17 protein-coding genes are annotated in these 15,829 nt (G+C 61.4%); 8 read left to right on the top strand and 9 right to left on the bottom strand.

Features of this window, described 5'->3' with window-relative positions:
- Positions 1 to 121: 121 nt before the first annotated feature.
- Both AC4GYV_RS07165 and AC4GYV_RS07170 read left to right on the top strand, forming a co-directional pair.
- Entirely contained in the window at positions 122 to 511 is a 390-nt protein-coding gene (locus tag AC4GYV_RS07165; protein ID WP_491099963.1) for a response regulator, read from the top strand.
- Entirely contained in the window at positions 508 to 1,368 is an 861-nt protein-coding gene (locus AC4GYV_RS07170; protein WP_491099964.1) for an EAL domain-containing protein, read from the top strand. Before AC4GYV_RS07165 ends, AC4GYV_RS07170 begins: the two co-directional genes overlap by 4 nt.
- Here the strand turns inward: AC4GYV_RS07170 and amaB are convergent.
- Positions 1,321 to 2,784 carry an L-piperidine-6-carboxylate dehydrogenase gene (gene amaB / locus AC4GYV_RS07175; protein WP_491099965.1) on the bottom strand — a complete coding sequence of 488 codons (1,464 nt, stop codon included), beginning with the start codon at positions 2,782 to 2,784 and terminating at the stop codon, positions 1,321 to 1,323. The genes AC4GYV_RS07170 and amaB overlap by 48 nt on opposite strands.
- A complete protein-coding gene (locus AC4GYV_RS07180) occupies positions 2,781 to 3,914 on the bottom strand; it encodes an aminotransferase (RefSeq protein ID WP_491099966.1) in 1,134 nt (377 codons plus the stop codon). Before AC4GYV_RS07180 ends, amaB begins: the two co-directional genes overlap by 4 nt.
- 132 nt (positions 3,915 to 4,046) lie before the next feature.
- On the opposite strand from AC4GYV_RS07180, the gene AC4GYV_RS07185 reads away from it, so the two are divergent.
- A complete protein-coding gene (locus tag AC4GYV_RS07185) occupies positions 4,047 to 4,307 on the top strand; it encodes a glutaredoxin domain-containing protein (RefSeq protein WP_491099967.1) in 261 nt (86 codons plus the stop codon).
- A 154-nt stretch (positions 4,308 to 4,461) separates the two neighbouring features.
- On the opposite strand, the gene AC4GYV_RS07190 is transcribed toward AC4GYV_RS07185, so the two are convergent.
- Complete coding sequence (locus AC4GYV_RS07190) at positions 4,462 to 4,752, bottom strand: YciI family protein (protein WP_491099968.1); 291 nt, start codon at positions 4,750 to 4,752, stop codon at positions 4,462 to 4,464.
- Between the two features lie 70 nt (positions 4,753 to 4,822).
- On the opposite strand from AC4GYV_RS07190, the gene AC4GYV_RS07195 reads away from it, so the two are divergent.
- Positions 4,823 to 6,274: an AMP nucleosidase gene (locus AC4GYV_RS07195; RefSeq protein ID WP_491099969.1), complete on the top strand. Its 1,452-nt coding sequence runs from the start codon at positions 4,823 to 4,825 to the stop codon at positions 6,272 to 6,274.
- Here the strand turns inward: AC4GYV_RS07195 and AC4GYV_RS07200 are convergent.
- Entirely contained in the window at positions 6,271 to 7,110 is an 840-nt protein-coding gene (locus tag AC4GYV_RS07200; protein WP_491099970.1) for a S1/P1 nuclease, read from the bottom strand. The two genes, AC4GYV_RS07195 and AC4GYV_RS07200, sit on opposite strands and share 4 nt — an antisense overlap.
- A 64-nt stretch (positions 7,111 to 7,174) precedes the next feature.
- On the opposite strand from AC4GYV_RS07200, the gene cdd reads away from it, so the two are divergent.
- A complete protein-coding gene (cdd, locus tag AC4GYV_RS07205; RefSeq protein WP_491099971.1) occupies positions 7,175 to 7,597 on the top strand; it encodes a cytidine deaminase in 423 nt (140 codons plus the stop codon).
- On the opposite strand, the gene AC4GYV_RS07210 is transcribed toward cdd, so the two are convergent.
- The 5 genes from AC4GYV_RS07210 to AC4GYV_RS07230 are packed head-to-tail and all read right to left on the bottom strand — an operon-like array spanning position 7,594 to position 11,948.
- Complete coding sequence (locus tag AC4GYV_RS07210) at positions 7,594 to 8,109, bottom strand: hemerythrin domain-containing protein (RefSeq protein WP_491099972.1); 516 nt, start codon at positions 8,107 to 8,109, stop codon at positions 7,594 to 7,596. The two genes, cdd and AC4GYV_RS07210, sit on opposite strands and share 4 nt — an antisense overlap.
- 39 nt (positions 8,110 to 8,148) lie before the next feature.
- Entirely contained in the window at positions 8,149 to 9,096 is a 948-nt protein-coding gene (locus AC4GYV_RS07215) for an isopenicillin N synthase family dioxygenase (RefSeq protein WP_491099973.1), read from the bottom strand.
- 17 nt (positions 9,097 to 9,113) lie between these two features.
- Entirely contained in the window at positions 9,114 to 10,358 is a 1,245-nt protein-coding gene (locus AC4GYV_RS07220) for a NupC/NupG family nucleoside CNT transporter (protein WP_491099974.1), read from the bottom strand.
- Positions 10,359 to 10,386: 28 nt separating this feature from the next.
- Positions 10,387 to 10,965 carry an LOG family protein gene (locus tag AC4GYV_RS07225; protein ID WP_491099975.1) on the bottom strand — a complete coding sequence of 193 codons (579 nt, stop codon included), beginning with the start codon at positions 10,963 to 10,965 and terminating at the stop codon, positions 10,387 to 10,389.
- On the bottom strand, positions 10,965 to 11,948 hold the full coding sequence (locus AC4GYV_RS07230; RefSeq protein WP_491099976.1) for an adenosine kinase: 984 nt from the start codon (positions 11,946 to 11,948) through the stop codon (positions 10,965 to 10,967). The genes AC4GYV_RS07225 and AC4GYV_RS07230 overlap by 1 nt, the downstream gene beginning before the upstream one ends.
- A gap of 77 nt (positions 11,949 to 12,025) precedes the next feature.
- On the opposite strand from AC4GYV_RS07230, the gene AC4GYV_RS07235 reads away from it, so the two are divergent.
- From AC4GYV_RS07235 to AC4GYV_RS07245, 3 genes are all read left to right on the top strand, one after another.
- A complete protein-coding gene (locus AC4GYV_RS07235; protein ID WP_491099977.1) occupies positions 12,026 to 12,700 on the top strand; it encodes a queuosine precursor transporter in 675 nt (224 codons plus the stop codon).
- A gap of 168 nt (positions 12,701 to 12,868) precedes the next feature.
- Positions 12,869 to 13,180, top strand: a complete 312-nt coding sequence (locus tag AC4GYV_RS07240) for a hypothetical protein (protein ID WP_491099978.1) — start codon at positions 12,869 to 12,871, stop codon at positions 13,178 to 13,180.
- 70 nt (positions 13,181 to 13,250) lie between these two features.
- Positions 13,251 to 15,824 carry an FG-GAP-like repeat-containing protein gene (locus AC4GYV_RS07245; RefSeq protein WP_491099979.1) on the top strand — a complete coding sequence of 858 codons (2,574 nt, stop codon included), beginning with the start codon at positions 13,251 to 13,253 and terminating at the stop codon, positions 15,822 to 15,824.
- The last annotated feature ends 5 nt before the right edge of the window (positions 15,825 to 15,829 follow it).

Below are 15,829 nucleotides of genomic sequence, written 5' to 3' on the forward strand. Positions count from 1 at the left end.
GACGCTCTAATTCGCGCCAAAATGGGACTTTATGGACAGTGCGGTTAAAAAGGCGTTTCTTCCGCTTGACCTTGCGTGCCGTTGCCGTGCACCGCGCCTTGTGGGGAGAGAGGAGATCGATTTGGCGCAGCCACGCTTGCTGCTAATCGATGATGAGCCGGCACTTGCCGACTTTCTCGCGAACGCGTCTCGCGAATGCGGGTTCGAGCCCGTTATTACGTCCGATGATGAGCAATTTCGTGAGACTTTCATTTCCGAGCCGCCTGACATGGTCGCGCTTGATCTCGGCATGCCGGGAATGGACGGAGTCGAGCTCCTGCGTTTCCTCGCCGAGCAGGGCTATCGCTCTCCCGTCCTGATCGTCAGTGGTTTTGACCGCCGAGTCCTCGAATCCGCCTTCCGCCTCGGAGAAGCGCTTGGACTCAATATGGCGGGTCCGGTTGAAAAGCCGGTGCGGCTCGAGGCTCTTGAGCAAGTCTTAAGCAAGCTTCGCGCAACGCTCGTGACATGAGCCGAAAGGCAAACTCGCAATTGCTCGCCGGTTTTAGGCGCGCTCTCGAAGAGCAGCGACTGAACATGGTCTACCAGCCCAAGGTTGGCATGCGGGAGGGGAGCCTTACCCGGGTTGAGGCGCTCGTCCGATGGGATGATCCCGAGCTTGGACCGATTGAGCCGTCGCGCTTCGTCCCGCTCGCCGAAGAGCATGGACTGATCGACGAGCTGACCCATTGGGGTCTCCGGACGATTCTCAAGCAGTGGCTCGAATGGCGCGAAGAAGGAGTGGAGACGCACCTCGCCTTCAACATCTCGGCGCTGAGCCTGCAGCACCTAGACTTCCCTGACCTCGTGGAGCGGATGTGCCGCGCGCTGGATGTTCCGACGGATTCACTGGTTCTCGAACTTACGGAGGGTGCAACGCAGCCGCTGGTCAAGCTGATGGACACACTGACCCGATTTCGGATCAAGGGCATCGGCCTTGCCATCGACGACTTCGGGACTGGCTATTCCTCCCTCATGCAGCTGCGTCAGCTGCCCTTCACCGAGGTGAAGATCGACAAGGCGTTCGTGGCGGACGTCGATCAATCCGGCGATGCGCGGCTGATCGTTAAGACCATCGTCGACCTCGCGCATGGCCTGGGAATGACAGCTACCGCCGAAGGCGTTGAGACGATCGACCAGCTGCGTGTCGTGCACGAACTCGGCTGCGACCTGGTGCAGGGCTATCTTATCTCGCAGCCTCTCGAGCCATCGAAGCTCAAAGCTTGGCGCGACGATTTCCGGCGACGGTGGCCGTCGATGCTCGGCCATGAGGAGCTCGCTTTATGGAGCGACGTCGAAGCGGATCCCCTGAGCGAGTGGCAGATCTGACCCGTAATTGATGGTGTTGGTCTGCCGCCGCATGTAGGCGCGCCACGAGTCCGAACCGCTTTCGCGACCACCGCCCGTTTCCTTTTCACCGCCGAACGCGCCGCCGATCTCGGCACCTGACGGGCCGATATTCACATTGGCGATGCCGCAGTCAGAGCCGCGCGCCGAAACGAACAGCTCAGCTTCGCGCAGGTCGGTGGTGAAGATTGACGACGACAATCCTTGCGAGACCGAGTTGTTGAGCGCGATCGCATCCTCGAGATTGCTGTAACGCATGACGTAAAGGATCGGAGCAAAGGTCTCCTGGAGCACGCTGCCGCTCTGCACCTTCACCTCGACGATCTTCGGCCTGACGTAGAAACCACCGGCAACTGCTTCGACTCGCTCGATTTTGTTTCCGAGCACCTTCTTCATGGCCTCGAACGCAGACTCGTCGATCAGAGGGCCGATCAACGTGTCTGACTGACGCGGGTCGCCGACTTTGACTTGTTCGAACAGCCCCTTGAGGCGCTCGACGAAATCGTCGGCGATGCTCTCGTGAACGATTAGCCGGCGCAGCGTCGTGCAGCGCTGTCCCGCCGTTCCGGCAGCCGAGAACAAGATGGCTCGGGCAGCCAGCTCCAGGTCGGCACTAGGGCAGACGATTGCCGCATTATTCCCACCAAGCTCCAGCAGCACTTTGCCGAAGCGCTTGGCGACGCGGGGCGCGACTTCGCGACCCATTGCGGTCGAGCCCGTCGCCGAGACTAGTGCGATCCGAGGATCATCGACCAGCGCTTCTCCAATATCCCGCTCGCCCTGGACGACCTGAATGAGGCCTTCAGGCACCGGTCCGAATCGATCCAGCGCTCGGCGTACAATCGCCATGACAACCTCGGCGCATAGCGGCGTCTTCTCGCTCGGCTTCCAGATGACCGGATTTCCGCACACCAGCGCGAGCGCCGCATTCCATGCCCAGACCGCGACAGGGAAGTTGAAGGCACTGATGACGAGGACAGGGCCGAGCGGATGCCATTGCTCCATCATGCGATGGTTGGGGCGTTCGCTTGCGATGGTCAGGCCATAAAGCTGGCGAGATAGACCGACAGCATAGTCGCAGATGTCGATCATCTCCTGAACTTCGCCCAGGCTTTCCTGGAGGATCTTGCCGCTCTCCAGCGTGATCAGCTTCGCGAGCACCGGCTTCGCTTCACGAAGCCAGTCGCCCAGGATGCGGACCAGCTCTCCGCGACGTGGCGCCGGCACGTTCCTCCACACCTCGAAGGCCGCAGCCGCTCGTTCGCAGGCCAGCTCGGGATCGCCTCGTGTAACCCGGCCGATCGGTTTTCCGTCGATGGGTGAGGAACTCACCAGCTTTCCTGCGGACGAAATGCCTGCGAGGTGGAAGATCTGTTCGGCTTCTTCAGCTGGGGTCATGAGAGCATCTCCCTTGCCCGGGCCATTGCGGCAACGCCGGCGTCGATGGTTTCGTCCTTCTTACCGAAGCACAGCCTCACGAAGTCGCGCGGCGGGTCCTGCTCAGCGAACGCGGATAATGGAACGACCGCTAAGCCGGCCCGCTCTACGGCGGCGATTGCGAAGCTTTCAGCGTCGAGCGCAATCCCGGATGCTCCTAGGTCGACGCACAAGAAATAGGTACCCGCCGACTCAAGCACCTCGTAACCCGCTGCCCCAAGGCCTGCGGCCATGCGGTCGCGCGATCGCGTGAACCGGCGCCGCATCGGCTCGAGCCAAGCGTCTCCATCGGTCAAGCCATAGGCGACCGCCGCCTGAAGGTTGGGCGGGGTAGAGAATGTCAGGAATTGATGAGCTCGCGCGACAAGGCTGGTGAGCTCCGGCGCTGCAACCATCCAGCCGGCTTTCCAGCCCGTCAGTGAAAAGATTTTGCCGGCCGATCCGATCTTGATCGCACGCTCACCCATGCCCGGAAGCGACAGGATCGAGGTGAACTGCTGACCGTCCAGAAGCACATGCTCCCAGACCTCATCGCTGATCACGACCAAATCACGCTCACGAGCGATCCTTGCGATGATCTCCAGCTCGTCACGGCCGAACAGCCGTCCGGTAGGATTGTGCGGATTGGTGAGGATGATCGCGCGCGTCTTCGAGGTGATCGCAGCTTCCAATGGCTCAGCGTCGATGCGCCATTTGGGTGGTCGCAAAGCAATTTCTCGCGGCACCGCCCCTGCCCGGCGGATCATGGGTGCGTAGCTGTCGTAGGCGGGCGTGAAAATCACGACCTCATCGCCCGGCTCGACGGTCGCAAGAATTGCGGCGCCAAGTGCCTCGGTAGCTCCGCTGGTGACGCAGATGTTTTCGGGACTGAGGTCCAGGCGCTGATGACGCCCATAATGGTTGGCCACAGCTTCTCGCAAAGCCGGCAGGCCCCGCGACGGCGCATATTGGTTCGAGCCTTCCTTCAACGCCCGGGCAGCCACGTCGAGAATCTCATCCGGCCACCCGAAATCCGGAAAGCCCTGGCCCAGATTCACTGCGCCATGTTTCGCCGCCAGCAACGACATGCGCTCGAAGACACTGGTCTTCATCTGCTCGTAAAGTGGATTCAAAGGGCCCGCCGCACGCTGTTTGGCTCGCAATAGCCCTTCGCCGCCGCTGGTGAAGCAACTTTCCGTCGCTTGGCGCATTCGCCGGATGAATCAGAAACTTACGAGAGGTTTATGGCCAAGCAGCATGAGATCGTTCTGTACCGGATGGTGCTTCCGGACCACGTCTGTCCTTTCGGGCTGCTCGCGAAACGCATGCTCGAAGATGCGGGCCTCCCCTTCGACGATCGGCTGCTACGTTCACGCGAGGAAGTCGAGGCCTTCAAAGCCGAGCATGGCGTCGCGACTACCCCACAGGTGTTTGTCGACGGCGAGCGGATTGGCGGCAGCGAGGAACTGGCGCGCTTCCTGGAGGAAGCAGAAGCCGAAAGTTGAAGACTTCAGCCGTTCAGCGCTCGCGAAACGGAGACCAGAGGCTCGGCAAGCGCTCGCTCGACCAAGGGAAATGCCCCCAATCTGTGCCGCATGCCGCCGGGCTAAGGCTACACTCGAGTGTAGCCTTAAGTATTTATCCGAAGCGGATGAATTCTCACGCTTTTTCGAGCTTTCCGACCTCCGGTATGAATTCCGCGACTTCCACTCGGTCGTATAGGTCGTTCTCGTAGAACGGGCTCTGCGTCAGGAAAGCCTCTGCCTGGTCGAAACCGTCGGCCTCGATGATAGCGAGATAGCCGGCACGCTTTCCCGCCTTGTTCCGAAGCAGGCCGAACAAGTTGATGTTCTCGGACGCCTGTCCCAGATGATCGTTGAACTCGTCGTGGAACTTGATCGCCTGATCTTCAGCGCCCTCCTTGAAAATACCTGCAACGAGATAGTGCATTGGCCACCTGCCTTAGACTCGAGCCGAGACCCCGCTTGCATAGCACGTTCAAGCACTCCAACCCGACATCATGAACAAGGGATTCGAGACGGGCGGCATCGTCGATCAGTTGGCCGCCATTTACGAAGAGTCGGTGGCCAATCTGAGGGCCGCTTTGTCCAACTACGTACGGGACCGCACGCCGCCGGATCCTGACGAGCGCGCAAAAGGCTGCTTCGCCTACCCGGAGCTTCGGATCAGCTATCCGGGCTCACTGTCGCGGCCGCAGGTCTCACGGTCTTTCGCGCGGCTCAATCAGGCCGGTGATTATGCGACGAGTGTGGCTCGGCCCGAGCTGTTTCGAGACTATCTCGTCGACCAGCTCGAGCATCTGAATCGAGACTATGACGTCACCATTTCAGTGGGACGCTCGACGAGCGAGATTCCATACGCCTACGTGATCGAGAACAGCGGGATTGAGGTCGGCGACATCAGCACGGCCGAACTTTCGCGCTTCTTCCCATCGAACGAACTGATCCATATCGGCGACGAAATAGTGGACGGCGTCTGGAACGTGATGCCCCAGGCGGCGCGGCCGCTTGCCTTGTTCGACGGGCCTCGGACCGACTTCAGCCTCGCTCGCCTGAAACACTACACAGGAACGCCGGCCGAGCACTTCCAGCACTTCGTGCTGTTCACCAACTACGTTCGCTATGTCGATGAATTCGTTGGCGTTGCGATAGATGAACTGCGCCGCAAGGACGGCCGATTCACCTCTCTATCCGTCCCGGGGGGTGTTTATGAGCGCGGCGAATTGGTCGACGCGGAAGCGCAGGTCGCGGCAGGGCCGTGGCGGCGCCACCAAATGCCTGCCTATCACCTAATGGCGGAAGGCGGCACCGGGATCACACTCGTCAACATCGGCGTGGGTCCTTCCAACGCGAAGACGATCTGCGATCACGTTGCGGTCCTTCGTCCGCACGTATGGCTGATGATTGGCCACTGTGGTGGTCTCCGGCCCAGCCAGAAGATCGGCGACTATGTCCTTGCTCACGCTTATCTGCGCGACGACCACGTGCTCGACGACGTGCTCCCGCCCGAAGTCCCGCTGCCGGCTATCGCGGAAGTTCAGCAGGCGCTCTTCGAAGCGACCACCACCATCACGGGCGAGGACGAGGATAGCGTGAAGCAGCGCCTTCGCACCGGCACGGTGGTCACCACGGACGACCGTAACTGGGAGCTCCGCTACGCCGCGTCAGCGCTGCGCTTCAATCAAAGCCGGGCTGTCGGGATCGACATGGAATCGGCGACGGTCGCAGCGCAGGGCTACCGGTTCCGCGTGCCCTACGGGACCTTGCTGTGCGTTTCGGACAAGCCGCTTCATGGCGAGCTCAAGCTGCCGGGGCAGGCCAACGCCTTCTACGAGCGGGCGATCAGCCAGCACCTACGGATCGGGATCGAGACGCTCAATCTGCTGCAGCGCGAAGGCGACGACCTGCATAGCCGCAAGCTGCGCAGCTTCGACGAGCCGCCGCTGCGCTAGTTCGCCGCCGGTGCCGCGGGCTCCGCAAAGATGGCGTTGAGGTAAGCCGCAAGGCGAATTCCGCCCTGCTGCAACCTGCGCTCCATCACCGGCGTGAACTTGTACACGTAACCGTACGAGAGCTCGGGCACCTTGGCGTCCTTGCCTTTCGCGCCCTTCTTCGGCTTGGTCCCCGCTGCCGGATAAAGCGTGTCTCGGATCTCCCCGCTCTCGCTGATCCAATCGCGCGGGTTGATGTCCCACCAGGCTATCACATCCTGCGGGCTCGTATGCCGTACGAGCTTGGCCGTAAGTTCGGTGAACGACAGCTGCTCCTCATCCACCAACTGCGAATCCCAGACTGCATGAAGGTTCGTCGGCTTGCCGAACCAGGTGACCTTCACATCATTGCCGCCCTTGTCGCAGCACTTACCGACATGAAGCGGCTGATGAAGGTCGCCAACTAGATGCACGATGAAGCGTAGCGCAGTTTGCTTGTCCGACTGGCTTGCCTTCGGATCCAGCAGCACGGCGCGATAATGGTTGAGCGCCTCAAGTGCGTCGCCTTCCTTCGGCGCATGGTCGTAGATGATCCCATTCAGCGTCACATAATGCCACGGCGTCGCGGTTTTCTGCCAAAACTCGCCAGGGGCCGAGCGCATCTCGTCGGGCCAGTTGGCGGCCTCGTCGAGGCTTTCGGCGCCGCCGAGGATTTCCCGGATGTGCGCCCGCGCCAGACCTGACAATTGAGTATCCGCGATGGCCGCCACGACGCGGTGACCGGTCTTGCCCCACGCAAGGGCAGGAGTCGGAAGCAGACACGCCGCCGCAGCGGCAACCAACAACCATGGCTTCATTGAAGATACTCGTGAGATTCGGACGACTAGCGCATGCCCCGTGCAGCCGCTTAAGGACAAGAGTATGACGGATGAAGAATTAGTCACGCTGGCAAGGGACGCGGCACGCAAGGCCTACGCGCCCTACTCCGGCTTCCAGGTCGGCTGCGCAATAGAGTCCGTTGACGGCATGGTCGTCACCGGCGCCAACATGGAAAATGCCTGCTACCGGTTAGGGATCTGCGCGGAGCAAAGCGCTCTCACTGCGGCTCAGCACGCGTTCGGCCTCAAGAACGTCGCACGCATAGCCGTGACGGGAGGGACCGGTCCCATTGTCTGCACGCCCTGCGGTGGGTGCCGCCAAGCGATCCTCGAAGCAGCCCAGCTCGGCGGCAGGGACATTGAGATCCTATGCTCGAGCGGCGACGGCTCAGCAATGGATCGCCATAGGATCGGCGAGCTGATGCCCTTCGGGTTCGGCCCGGCGAACCTGGAGCCGCCCGCCTAGCTGTTTTCGAGAATGTAAGCGTCGACGTTGCGGTCCACCGGCTTCACGCCGTCGCCGGTCAGATGCTCGGACTCAAATTGGAGAAACTGCACGCCGAGTTTGTGGCGATCGTCCAGGCTGATGTGCTCGCGAAAGTCGGTGAGGCCCTGCCGCTCTTCCTCGCCCATGTGATCGCTATTGGCTTTGTTGCAGGCCGCGACCGCCTTGAACCAGTCGTCAGAGCCAACCTGCTCGTGATCGACGTTCGTGGCCGTGTCGCGGATTTCGTTGTGGTCCTTGATAGTATCGCGTGTCTCTTCTGCCGGGCTTTCATCGTCGGCACCGCGGCCCACTTTCAGCAGCTCGGGATAAAAGAAGCGTTCTTCAGCCAGCGCATGCGTGTCGAGGAGTACGCGCAGGCGGGTCCAGACGGCTGTCAACGCAGCCGTGTCGCTCGGCGACAATTCTTCGATGAGCGCGAACAGGCGACGCTGCTCTGTGTGATCGTCGACGATAAGCTGCGTGATATCCATGCCATGCCTCCTCGATTGCACCCGAACTTACGCCACAAGTCAGACCAGTTTGATCTCCCGCAAACGCTCCTGGAGATAATCATTGGCGGTGATCGGCGCCCACTTCGGCTGCTCCCCGGCGGGCACCGTCTGCGGCAACGCCTCGATCAGAAAGTCCGAGCGGAAGTGCAGGAAGAAGGGCATGGAATAGCGGGCGTGGCTCGCGCGGTCCGGCGTCGGATTGACCACGCGGTGCGAGGTCGAGCGAAGCCGCCCGTTAGTGAGACGCTGCAGCATGTCGCCGATGTTGATGACCAATTCGCCCGCCTTGGGTGAGACCGGGATCCAGCGGCCGTCCTGGGTCAGCAGCTCGAGGCCCGCTTCCTCTGCTCCGAGGAGCAAAGTGATCGCGTTGATGTCCTCGTGCGCACCCGCGCGAATATGCTCGCCGGTCGGCTCACGTTGCGGCGGGTAGTGCAGAGCCCGGAGCACTGAGTTGCCGTCGCGGACCGCGTCTTCGAAATAGTTCTCGTCGATCTTCAGGTAACGTGCGACGGCCTTGAGGATCTTGACGCCCGTGCGGTCGAACGTCGCGAACAGCTCCTGGAACGTGTCCTTGAAGCTCGGCACTTCCGACGGCCAAAGATTGTCGGGCATGTGGTCCCGGAACTTGTGGCCCTCCGGAAGATCGCGGCCGACGTGCCAGAATTCCTTGAGGTCGTGCGCCTTGTGGCCCTTCGCTGTCTCGATACCGAAGGGCGTGTAACCGCGAGCTCCGCCACCGCCGGGGATCAGGTATTTGCGTTTCACATCTTCGGGCAGCGCGAAGAAGGCCTTCGCCTTGTCCTCGGCGCGATGGATCAGCTCGTCCGGAATTCCGTGGTCGGCGATGATCGCGAAGCCGTATCCCTCGAAGCTGTGACCCAGCTTTTGCGCAAAAGCTTCCGGATCGCGGTCGGCATCATTCAGTGAAACAGATGCAATTTCGTCGGCGGTCATCGTAGCCATGGCGCTGGCCTCTAAGGCTAAATCAGCAATCCCGCCAGCGCCGCGGACATGAGATTCGCCAGGGAACCGGCAAGCAGCGCCCGGATGCCGAGCCGGGCAATTACCGGTCGCTGATTGGGCGCCAATCCACCAGTCACAGCCATCTGGATTGCGATCGAGCTGAAGTTCGCGAAGCCGCACAACGCGAAGGTGATGATCGCCCGACTACGGTCGGACAAAACGGCGGTGCCCATCTTGCCGAGGTCGATGAAGGCGACGAATTCGTTGAGCACAAGCTTGGTGCCGAACAGTCCACCGGCGGTGCCCGCCTCGTTCCACGGCACGCCGATCAGGTACATGACCGGGGCGAAGACGTAGCCAACCAATCGCTGGAAGCTGAGGTCGGGAATCCCGACCATGTTGCCGAGGCCGCCGAGCAAACCGTTCGCTAGTGCGACCAGCGCGACGAATGCGAGCACCATCGCGCCGACGGCGACCGCCAGCTTCACGCCGGTCTGGGCGCCCTGCGCTGCCGCCATGATGATATTCGCCGGCTGAACGCCTTCTTCGAAGGTCTCCGCGACATCGACTTTGGCGTCTTCGATCGCGTCGGTGTCTGCGGGATCGTCAGGCATGATCATCTTGGCCATGAGGATGCCGCCGGGCGCCGACATGAAAGCGGCAGCGAGCAGGTAGGGAAGATATTGCGGCCCGAGGAGGCTGGCATAGGCGGCGAGGATCGTTCCAGCGACACCCGCCATGCCGACGCACATGACGGTGAAGAGCCGCGACGGCGGAAGGGCCGCAAGATACGGACGAACAGCGAGCGGCGATTCCGATTGACCAACGAAGATATTGGCGGCGGCGGAAAGCGCCTCGACGCGACTGATGCCGGTGACCCAGCCAATTGCGCCGCCGACCCAGCGGACGATCCGCTGCATGATCCCAAGATAATAGAGGATCGCAACGAGGCTCGCGAAGAAGATGATCACCGGCAGCGCGGCGATCGCGAAAGTGTGCGCCAGCGGATTGGACTCACTTGGGCCGAACAGAAACTCGGTCCCCTTGTTCGCATAGCCGAGAAGATCGGAGACACCGCCGGAGAGGCCCTCGATCCCTGCCCTTCCCCAACTCGTGTAGAGAACGAGCCATGCAATGAACGCCTGCAGCGCAAAGGCCGAGCCGACGACCCGCAGGCGAATGGCCTTGCGGTTGGTCGAAAGCGCAAAGGCGATGCCGAGAATGACGATGATCCCGGCGACGCCGAGCAACTTGCTATTCATGTACGCTTAGTCCCCTCCCCGAGGTGCCTTACCAGACCATGCCCTGCGTAGCGGCTGCGACCGCTTCGTCCAGCAATTCCAATGCTTCATCGGGAGTCGATGCGACGAGAAGCTGGCCACGGCGCTGCTTCGACAAGAAGCCATTGGCCGTCGCGTGATCCATGAACTCGATCATGCCGTCCCAAAAGCCTTCGACGTTGAGCAGGCAAAAGGGCTTGGCGTGATAGCCGAGAGCGTTCCAGCTCCACGCCTCGAACAATTCGTCGAGCGTGCCGATACCGCCCGGCAGCGCCAGGAATGCGTCCGCAAGCTCGGTCATCTTCGCCTTGCGCTCATGCATCGTTTCGACGCGGTAGAGCTCGGTCACGCCCTCATGGGCAACCTCGAGTTCGATCAGAGCGGCAGGAATGACGCCGTATACCTCGCCACCAAGATCGAGCACGCTGTCGGCGATCAATCCCATCAGCCCGAGCCGTCCGCCGCCGTAAACGAGGTCGACGTCGCGGCTGACCATTGCTTTCGCGGTGACGCGCGTCGCTTCAGCGAAGACCGGCTTGTTGCCGGGCGCGGATCCGCAATAGACGGCGAGACGCTTCACATTGTTCACTAGCCTACCAACTCTCTCAAATCCTGCTCCGGCCGCGCGCCGAAATGCGAGATCACTTCCGCCGCCGCCCTCGCCCCTGTTTCGAGACAGGCTTTCAGCTCGCGGTTCCTGCAACGGCCGGCGAGGAAGCCTGCCGCGAAGAGGTCCCCTGCCCCAGTCGTATCGATGACCCGCTCAACGGGCGCTGCGGCGATTTCCACGCGCTCGCCATTCTGCACTGCGATCGAGCCCGCCGCCCCTCGAGTGACGACCAAAGTCGCGACCTTGGGAGCCAGTGCGTCGAGACATTCGCGAAGTCCCTCGCACCCGGTCAGGTGCCGAACTTCGTCTTCGTTGCCAAAAAGGATATCGACCAGGCCTGAATTGATCATGCCCAGCACCCCTTCTCGGCGATCGCCGATGCAAAGACTCTCCGAAAGGGTGAATGCCACGGTCCGTCCCGCTTCACGGGCGATACGTGCTGCATCGAGCATCGCGACGCGCGGTCGCTCGGGCCCCCATAAATAGCCCTCAAGGAACGTGATCGTCGCTGATCGGATCAGCTCCGGGTCGAGCGCATCGGTCGTCAGCTCGTGGCTCGCACCCGGACAGGTGTTCATGGTGCGCTGCGCATCGGGAGTGACAAGGATGAGGCAGCGTCCGGTAGGCGGCCCTACGGCGAGCGGCTCGGTCTCGAACCGGACGCCCAACGATCGCATGTCGTGCGCGAAGATCGCGCCAAGCTGGTCATTGGCGACCTGGCCCACGAACCCGGCGCGCATCCCAAGCGCTGCGGCACCCGCCATGCTGTTCGCTGCAGAGCCGCCGCTGATCTCCCGCGCCGGGCCCATCGCCGCGTAAAGGGCGTCTGCTTCGGCCGTCGAGAGAAGCTGCATCGAACCCTTCGGCAGGCGATGCTCTTCAAGAAATGAATCGTCGCACGTCGCGATCACGTCGACGATCGCGTCGCCGATCGCGACAATGTCTAACCCGGATGGAATCACGAGCGCGCCGCTAGCCGCCGCGAGCGCGAGCGGTCAACGCCATTGCGCTGCGGGGATAAGCCTTTAGGTCTCCGCCCATGACATCCGAAGTTCAGGCCGCCGGCCGCACATCCGAAGCCGCAGCGGCAACCTACCCGCGTTCGCTCCTTGCACTCTCCGTCTTCTACGGAGGCATGGTCTGCATCGCCGGCGTGCTCGGAAACAAGCAGGTGGCGCTTGGGCCGCTTGCAGTTGAGGCCGGCATCTTCGCTTTTCTGCTGCTCGTCGTGACGTCGAGTTCGGTCGCGGAGCTTCACGGCCGCTCGACGGCGAACCGGCTTGTGCTGTTCGGTTTCGTGCCTTTGCTGGTGTCGCTGGCGCTCAGCATCATCGTACTTGCGCTGCCCGCCTCACCCCAGATGGACCCGGCCCGGCTTTCCTCGTTCGAGACCATCATGGGAGGAACCCCGCGTATCTGGCTAGGTGGTATCCTGGCGTACGGGATCTCGACCTTCTTGAACGTCACGATCTTCAGTCGCCTCAAGGCGAGTGAGGGTTCGAACCTGCTTTGGTTGCGTGCCGCAGTCGCAAGCGTGCTGAGCCAGATCGTCGACACGATCATCTTTATCTGCGTCGCCTTCTACGGCGTCTTTCCGATCGGCGAACTGATCCTGGGCCAGATGATCGCGAAAGTAGTGCTTTCCGCCGTGTTGGTCCCGCCTCTGGTCTATGCATTCGTTGCCTTCGGGCGCAACCTCGATCGGCAAGCCTGACGCGATTTTTCAATTGCCGTTGTAACCTGCTGGAATAGCGGAGAATCTTCGAATCCGTCAGCTATCGTTAACCATTAGCGAGGTAGCCCCCATGACATGCGTCGGACTCATCTCGGATGGACCCTTGCTTTCTCGGCTGCTTGCGTGCCTGCGGCGAGTGCGTGCGCGATGAGCTCGCCGGTGGATTCCGGACGCTGCAAAATAATCGACGGTACGAACCTCCCAAAGGAAGCCGGGGATGCGAGCGCGGTTTGCGCGACCTTTGAAAGCGCCTTGTCCGCCGACGCTGCCGGAGTTCCGTACGACAAGCTCGAACTTAAAGTTCTGTCGAAGTCAGCGATGGTCGCGACAGTTTATCGTGGTGGGACTTCGCTCGCGAAGCAGCACTTCAGCGTGATGGACCGCAATCTCAATCCTGACTCGATAAAACGTTTTGCGCAGTCGCTCGCGATCGAGGTGGCGAAGCGGAAACCGTCTTAAGGGTCGCGGTCCACGACCGTGGGGAAACTCGCCGTACGCGTGAATGTCGGTGAGTTCGAGGGAGTAAGTAATGCCTGATATTCCTGCTAGTACGAGCACCACGGCAAGCATTTCCGTCGGCGGAATTGTGAACGGTGTGCTGGATCCAGCGACGATCCCGGACCACGACTGGTACCGGATCAACCTGACAGCAGGCCAGTCCGTTGCGATCACCTTGTCAAGCGTTGGAACGGTCGACCCAGTCCCCGACACCTACCTGCGCCTGCGCAGCTCGACCGGCTCAATTCTGAAGTTCAACGACGATAGCGGCGGACAGATCGACGTCTCGAAGATCGTGTTCACTGCTACGACGAGCGGCACCTATTACATCGACGTCGGTTCGTGGGACTCCACCTCCGACGATTGGAATCCGGATTACCCCCCCACCAAGTATACCGGGACCTACACGCTTTCCGTGCAGCCCTACACGGCGCCTCCGTCCGCCAGCTACGACACGATCGCCGATCAGCTTGTAAACGGCTACTGGAGCGCGTTCGGCGACACAGCTCGGCATTTCAACGTCAGAGCCGGCGGGACGATTACGTACAACGTCACCGAGCTGACGGGTCCCGGGGAAGTTAGTCTTGCCACGGCAGCCCTCGCCGAATGGTCGGATGTGACTGGCATTACCTTTACTCCTGTCACCACGGGCGGGCAGATCGTGTTCCACGATACGGTCTCGTCTGGCGACGCGCTTCAGGCCTTCACCGATTCATCCGTGTCGAACGGCATCATCACCAAGTCTGACGTGACGATCACGACCGCCTGGGTAAGCGGAGCCCAAGGCTATGGCACCGGGCTCGATACCTACAGCTTCCAGACATATGTCCACGAAATTGGACACGCGCTCGGCCTGGGCCATGCCGGCGATTACAACGGCACCGCCGACTACGTGTCCGACGCGCTGTTCGCGAACGATGCCTGGTCGACATCGATCATGTCCTATTTCAGCCAGCAGGATAACAGCTACTTCGGGAACCAGGGGTTCAGCTTCGCCTACGCTCTAACTCCGATGGACGCTGACATCGTTGCCATTCAACGCTTGTATGGGGTCCCGACAACCACGCGTCCCGGGGACACGACTTACGGGTTCAATTCGAACGCCGGTAGCAGTGTGTATAACGCCAGCGTCATTAACGACGCCGCCTACACGATCTTCGACAGCGGCGGGAACGACACGCTGGATTATTCGGGGTTCAACCAGAACCAGACGATCAACCTGAATCCTGAGACATTTTCGAACATCGGTTCGGCCGTCGGCAATGTCATGATATCGCGCGGGACGGTGATCGAGAACGCGATCGGAGGAACCGGCAACGACACCCTCATCGGCAACTCGGTCGCCAATACGCTCAAAGGCGGCGCCGGCAATGACGTGCTGAACGGCGGCGGCGGTGACGACTTCCTGTACGGAGGCTCGGGAGCCGACACCCTGACGGGCGGGGCTGGCAACGATACCTTCCGTGACACGATGGGGAGTCTCGCCGGCGACACACTAAGCGATTTCGGCGTCGGCGACTCGATCGTATTCAGCGACGCCAGCCTGACGAACTTCACGTTCAACGTATCGGGCAACACTCTCACATATGGCAGCTACTCGCTGAAGCTCGGCTCCGCGCCGACCCTGCCGATCACAGCCGCGGCGGCTGCGGGCGGTGGCGTTCGGCTGATCATGCGGACCGCGCACGAGGTCAACAATGACTTCAACGGGGACGGCATCAGCGACGTGCTGTGGCGAAGCGACACGGGCGCGATGCAGGAATGGCTCGGCAACCGGAACGGCAGCTACTCGTACAACGCGACGCTTGGTGTCGTATCAATGCCGACCAGCCAGCACATTGTTGCGACCGACGACTTCAACGGCGACGGACGTAGCGATGTCCTATGGCGGAGCGATGCAGGAACGGTAAGCGAGTGGATCGCTCAGGCCAACGGCAGCTTTACGACCTCCAGCGCAACCTATCAGGTCGCCACCAGCACGCATTTCGCCATCGCCGGTGACTTCAACGGTGACGGACGGGCCGACGTGCTCTGGCAAGACAACAATGGGGCGATCGCCGAATGGCTCGGTCAATCCGACGGGAGCCTCACCCCCAATTCACTCGCGAATCGTTCGGTGACGAGCGGCTGGCACGCGGTCGAAAGTGGAGACTTCAATGGGGACGGACGGGCCGACGTGCTCTGGAGCAACGATTCCGGCGCGACCATAACCTGGCTCGGCCAGACAAATGGGACCTTCGTCAATGCGGCTGCGACATATCAAATGCCGAGCGCCTGGCACGCTGTCGGGACCGGCGACTTCAATGGCGACGGCCTGGTCGATGCCTTGTGGCGGAACGACAGCACCGGGGGCACGATCGAATGGCTCGGCCAGTCGAACGGAAGCTTCGCCTTCAACTCGGCAGCAAACAGCAATCTAGACCCTTCATGGCATGTTGCTGAAGTGGGCGACTTCAATGGAGATGGGCGTGACGACATCATGTGGCGCAACGACTCCGGCTCCGCGACCTCCTGGATCGGGCAGCTCGACGGCAGCTTCTCGCCGAGCGGAGCAAGCTACGCGATGCCGAACAATTGGCATCTCCAGGACCACATGTTCTTCTAAGTCCG

It is taken from the genome of Sphingomonas sp. SP4 (assembly GCF_058313375.1).

Excerpts from the sequence above, each read along its gene's own strand:
- AC4GYV_RS07220 (WP_491099974.1), bottom strand. The coding sequence starts at position 10,358 with ATGAATAGCAAGTTGCTCGGCGTCGCCGGGATCATCGTCATTCTCGGC.
- AC4GYV_RS07215 (WP_491099973.1), bottom strand. The coding sequence starts at position 9,096 with ATGGCTACGATGACCGCCGACGAAATTGCATCTGTTTCACTGAATGAT.
- AC4GYV_RS07185 (WP_491099967.1), top strand. The coding sequence starts at position 4,047 with ATGGCCAAGCAGCATGAGATCGTTCTGTACCGGATGGTGCTTCCGGAC.
- AC4GYV_RS07200 (WP_491099970.1), bottom strand. The coding sequence starts at position 7,110 with ATGAAGCCATGGTTGTTGGTTGCCGCTGCGGCGGCGTGTCTGCTTCCG.
- AC4GYV_RS07235 (WP_491099977.1), top strand. The coding sequence starts at position 12,026 with ATGACATCCGAAGTTCAGGCCGCCGGCCGCACATCCGAAGCCGCAGCG.
- AC4GYV_RS07210 (WP_491099972.1), bottom strand. The coding sequence starts at position 8,109 with ATGGATATCACGCAGCTTATCGTCGACGATCACACAGAGCAGCGTCGC.
- AC4GYV_RS07180 (WP_491099966.1), bottom strand. The coding sequence starts at position 3,914 with ATGAAGACCAGTGTCTTCGAGCGCATGTCGTTGCTGGCGGCGAAACAT.
- cdd (WP_491099971.1), top strand. The coding sequence starts at position 7,175 with ATGACGGATGAAGAATTAGTCACGCTGGCAAGGGACGCGGCACGCAAG.
- AC4GYV_RS07190 (WP_491099968.1), bottom strand. The coding sequence starts at position 4,752 with ATGCACTATCTCGTTGCAGGTATTTTCAAGGAGGGCGCTGAAGATCAG.
- amaB (WP_491099965.1), bottom strand. The coding sequence starts at position 2,784 with ATGACCCCAGCTGAAGAAGCCGAACAGATCTTCCACCTCGCAGGCATT.
- AC4GYV_RS07240 (WP_491099978.1), top strand. The coding sequence starts at position 12,869 with ATGAGCTCGCCGGTGGATTCCGGACGCTGCAAAATAATCGACGGTACG.
- AC4GYV_RS07170 (WP_491099964.1), top strand. The coding sequence starts at position 508 with ATGAGCCGAAAGGCAAACTCGCAATTGCTCGCCGGTTTTAGGCGCGCT.
- AC4GYV_RS07195 (WP_491099969.1), top strand. The coding sequence starts at position 4,823 with ATGAACAAGGGATTCGAGACGGGCGGCATCGTCGATCAGTTGGCCGCC.
- AC4GYV_RS07245 (WP_491099979.1), top strand. The coding sequence starts at position 13,251 with ATGCCTGATATTCCTGCTAGTACGAGCACCACGGCAAGCATTTCCGTC.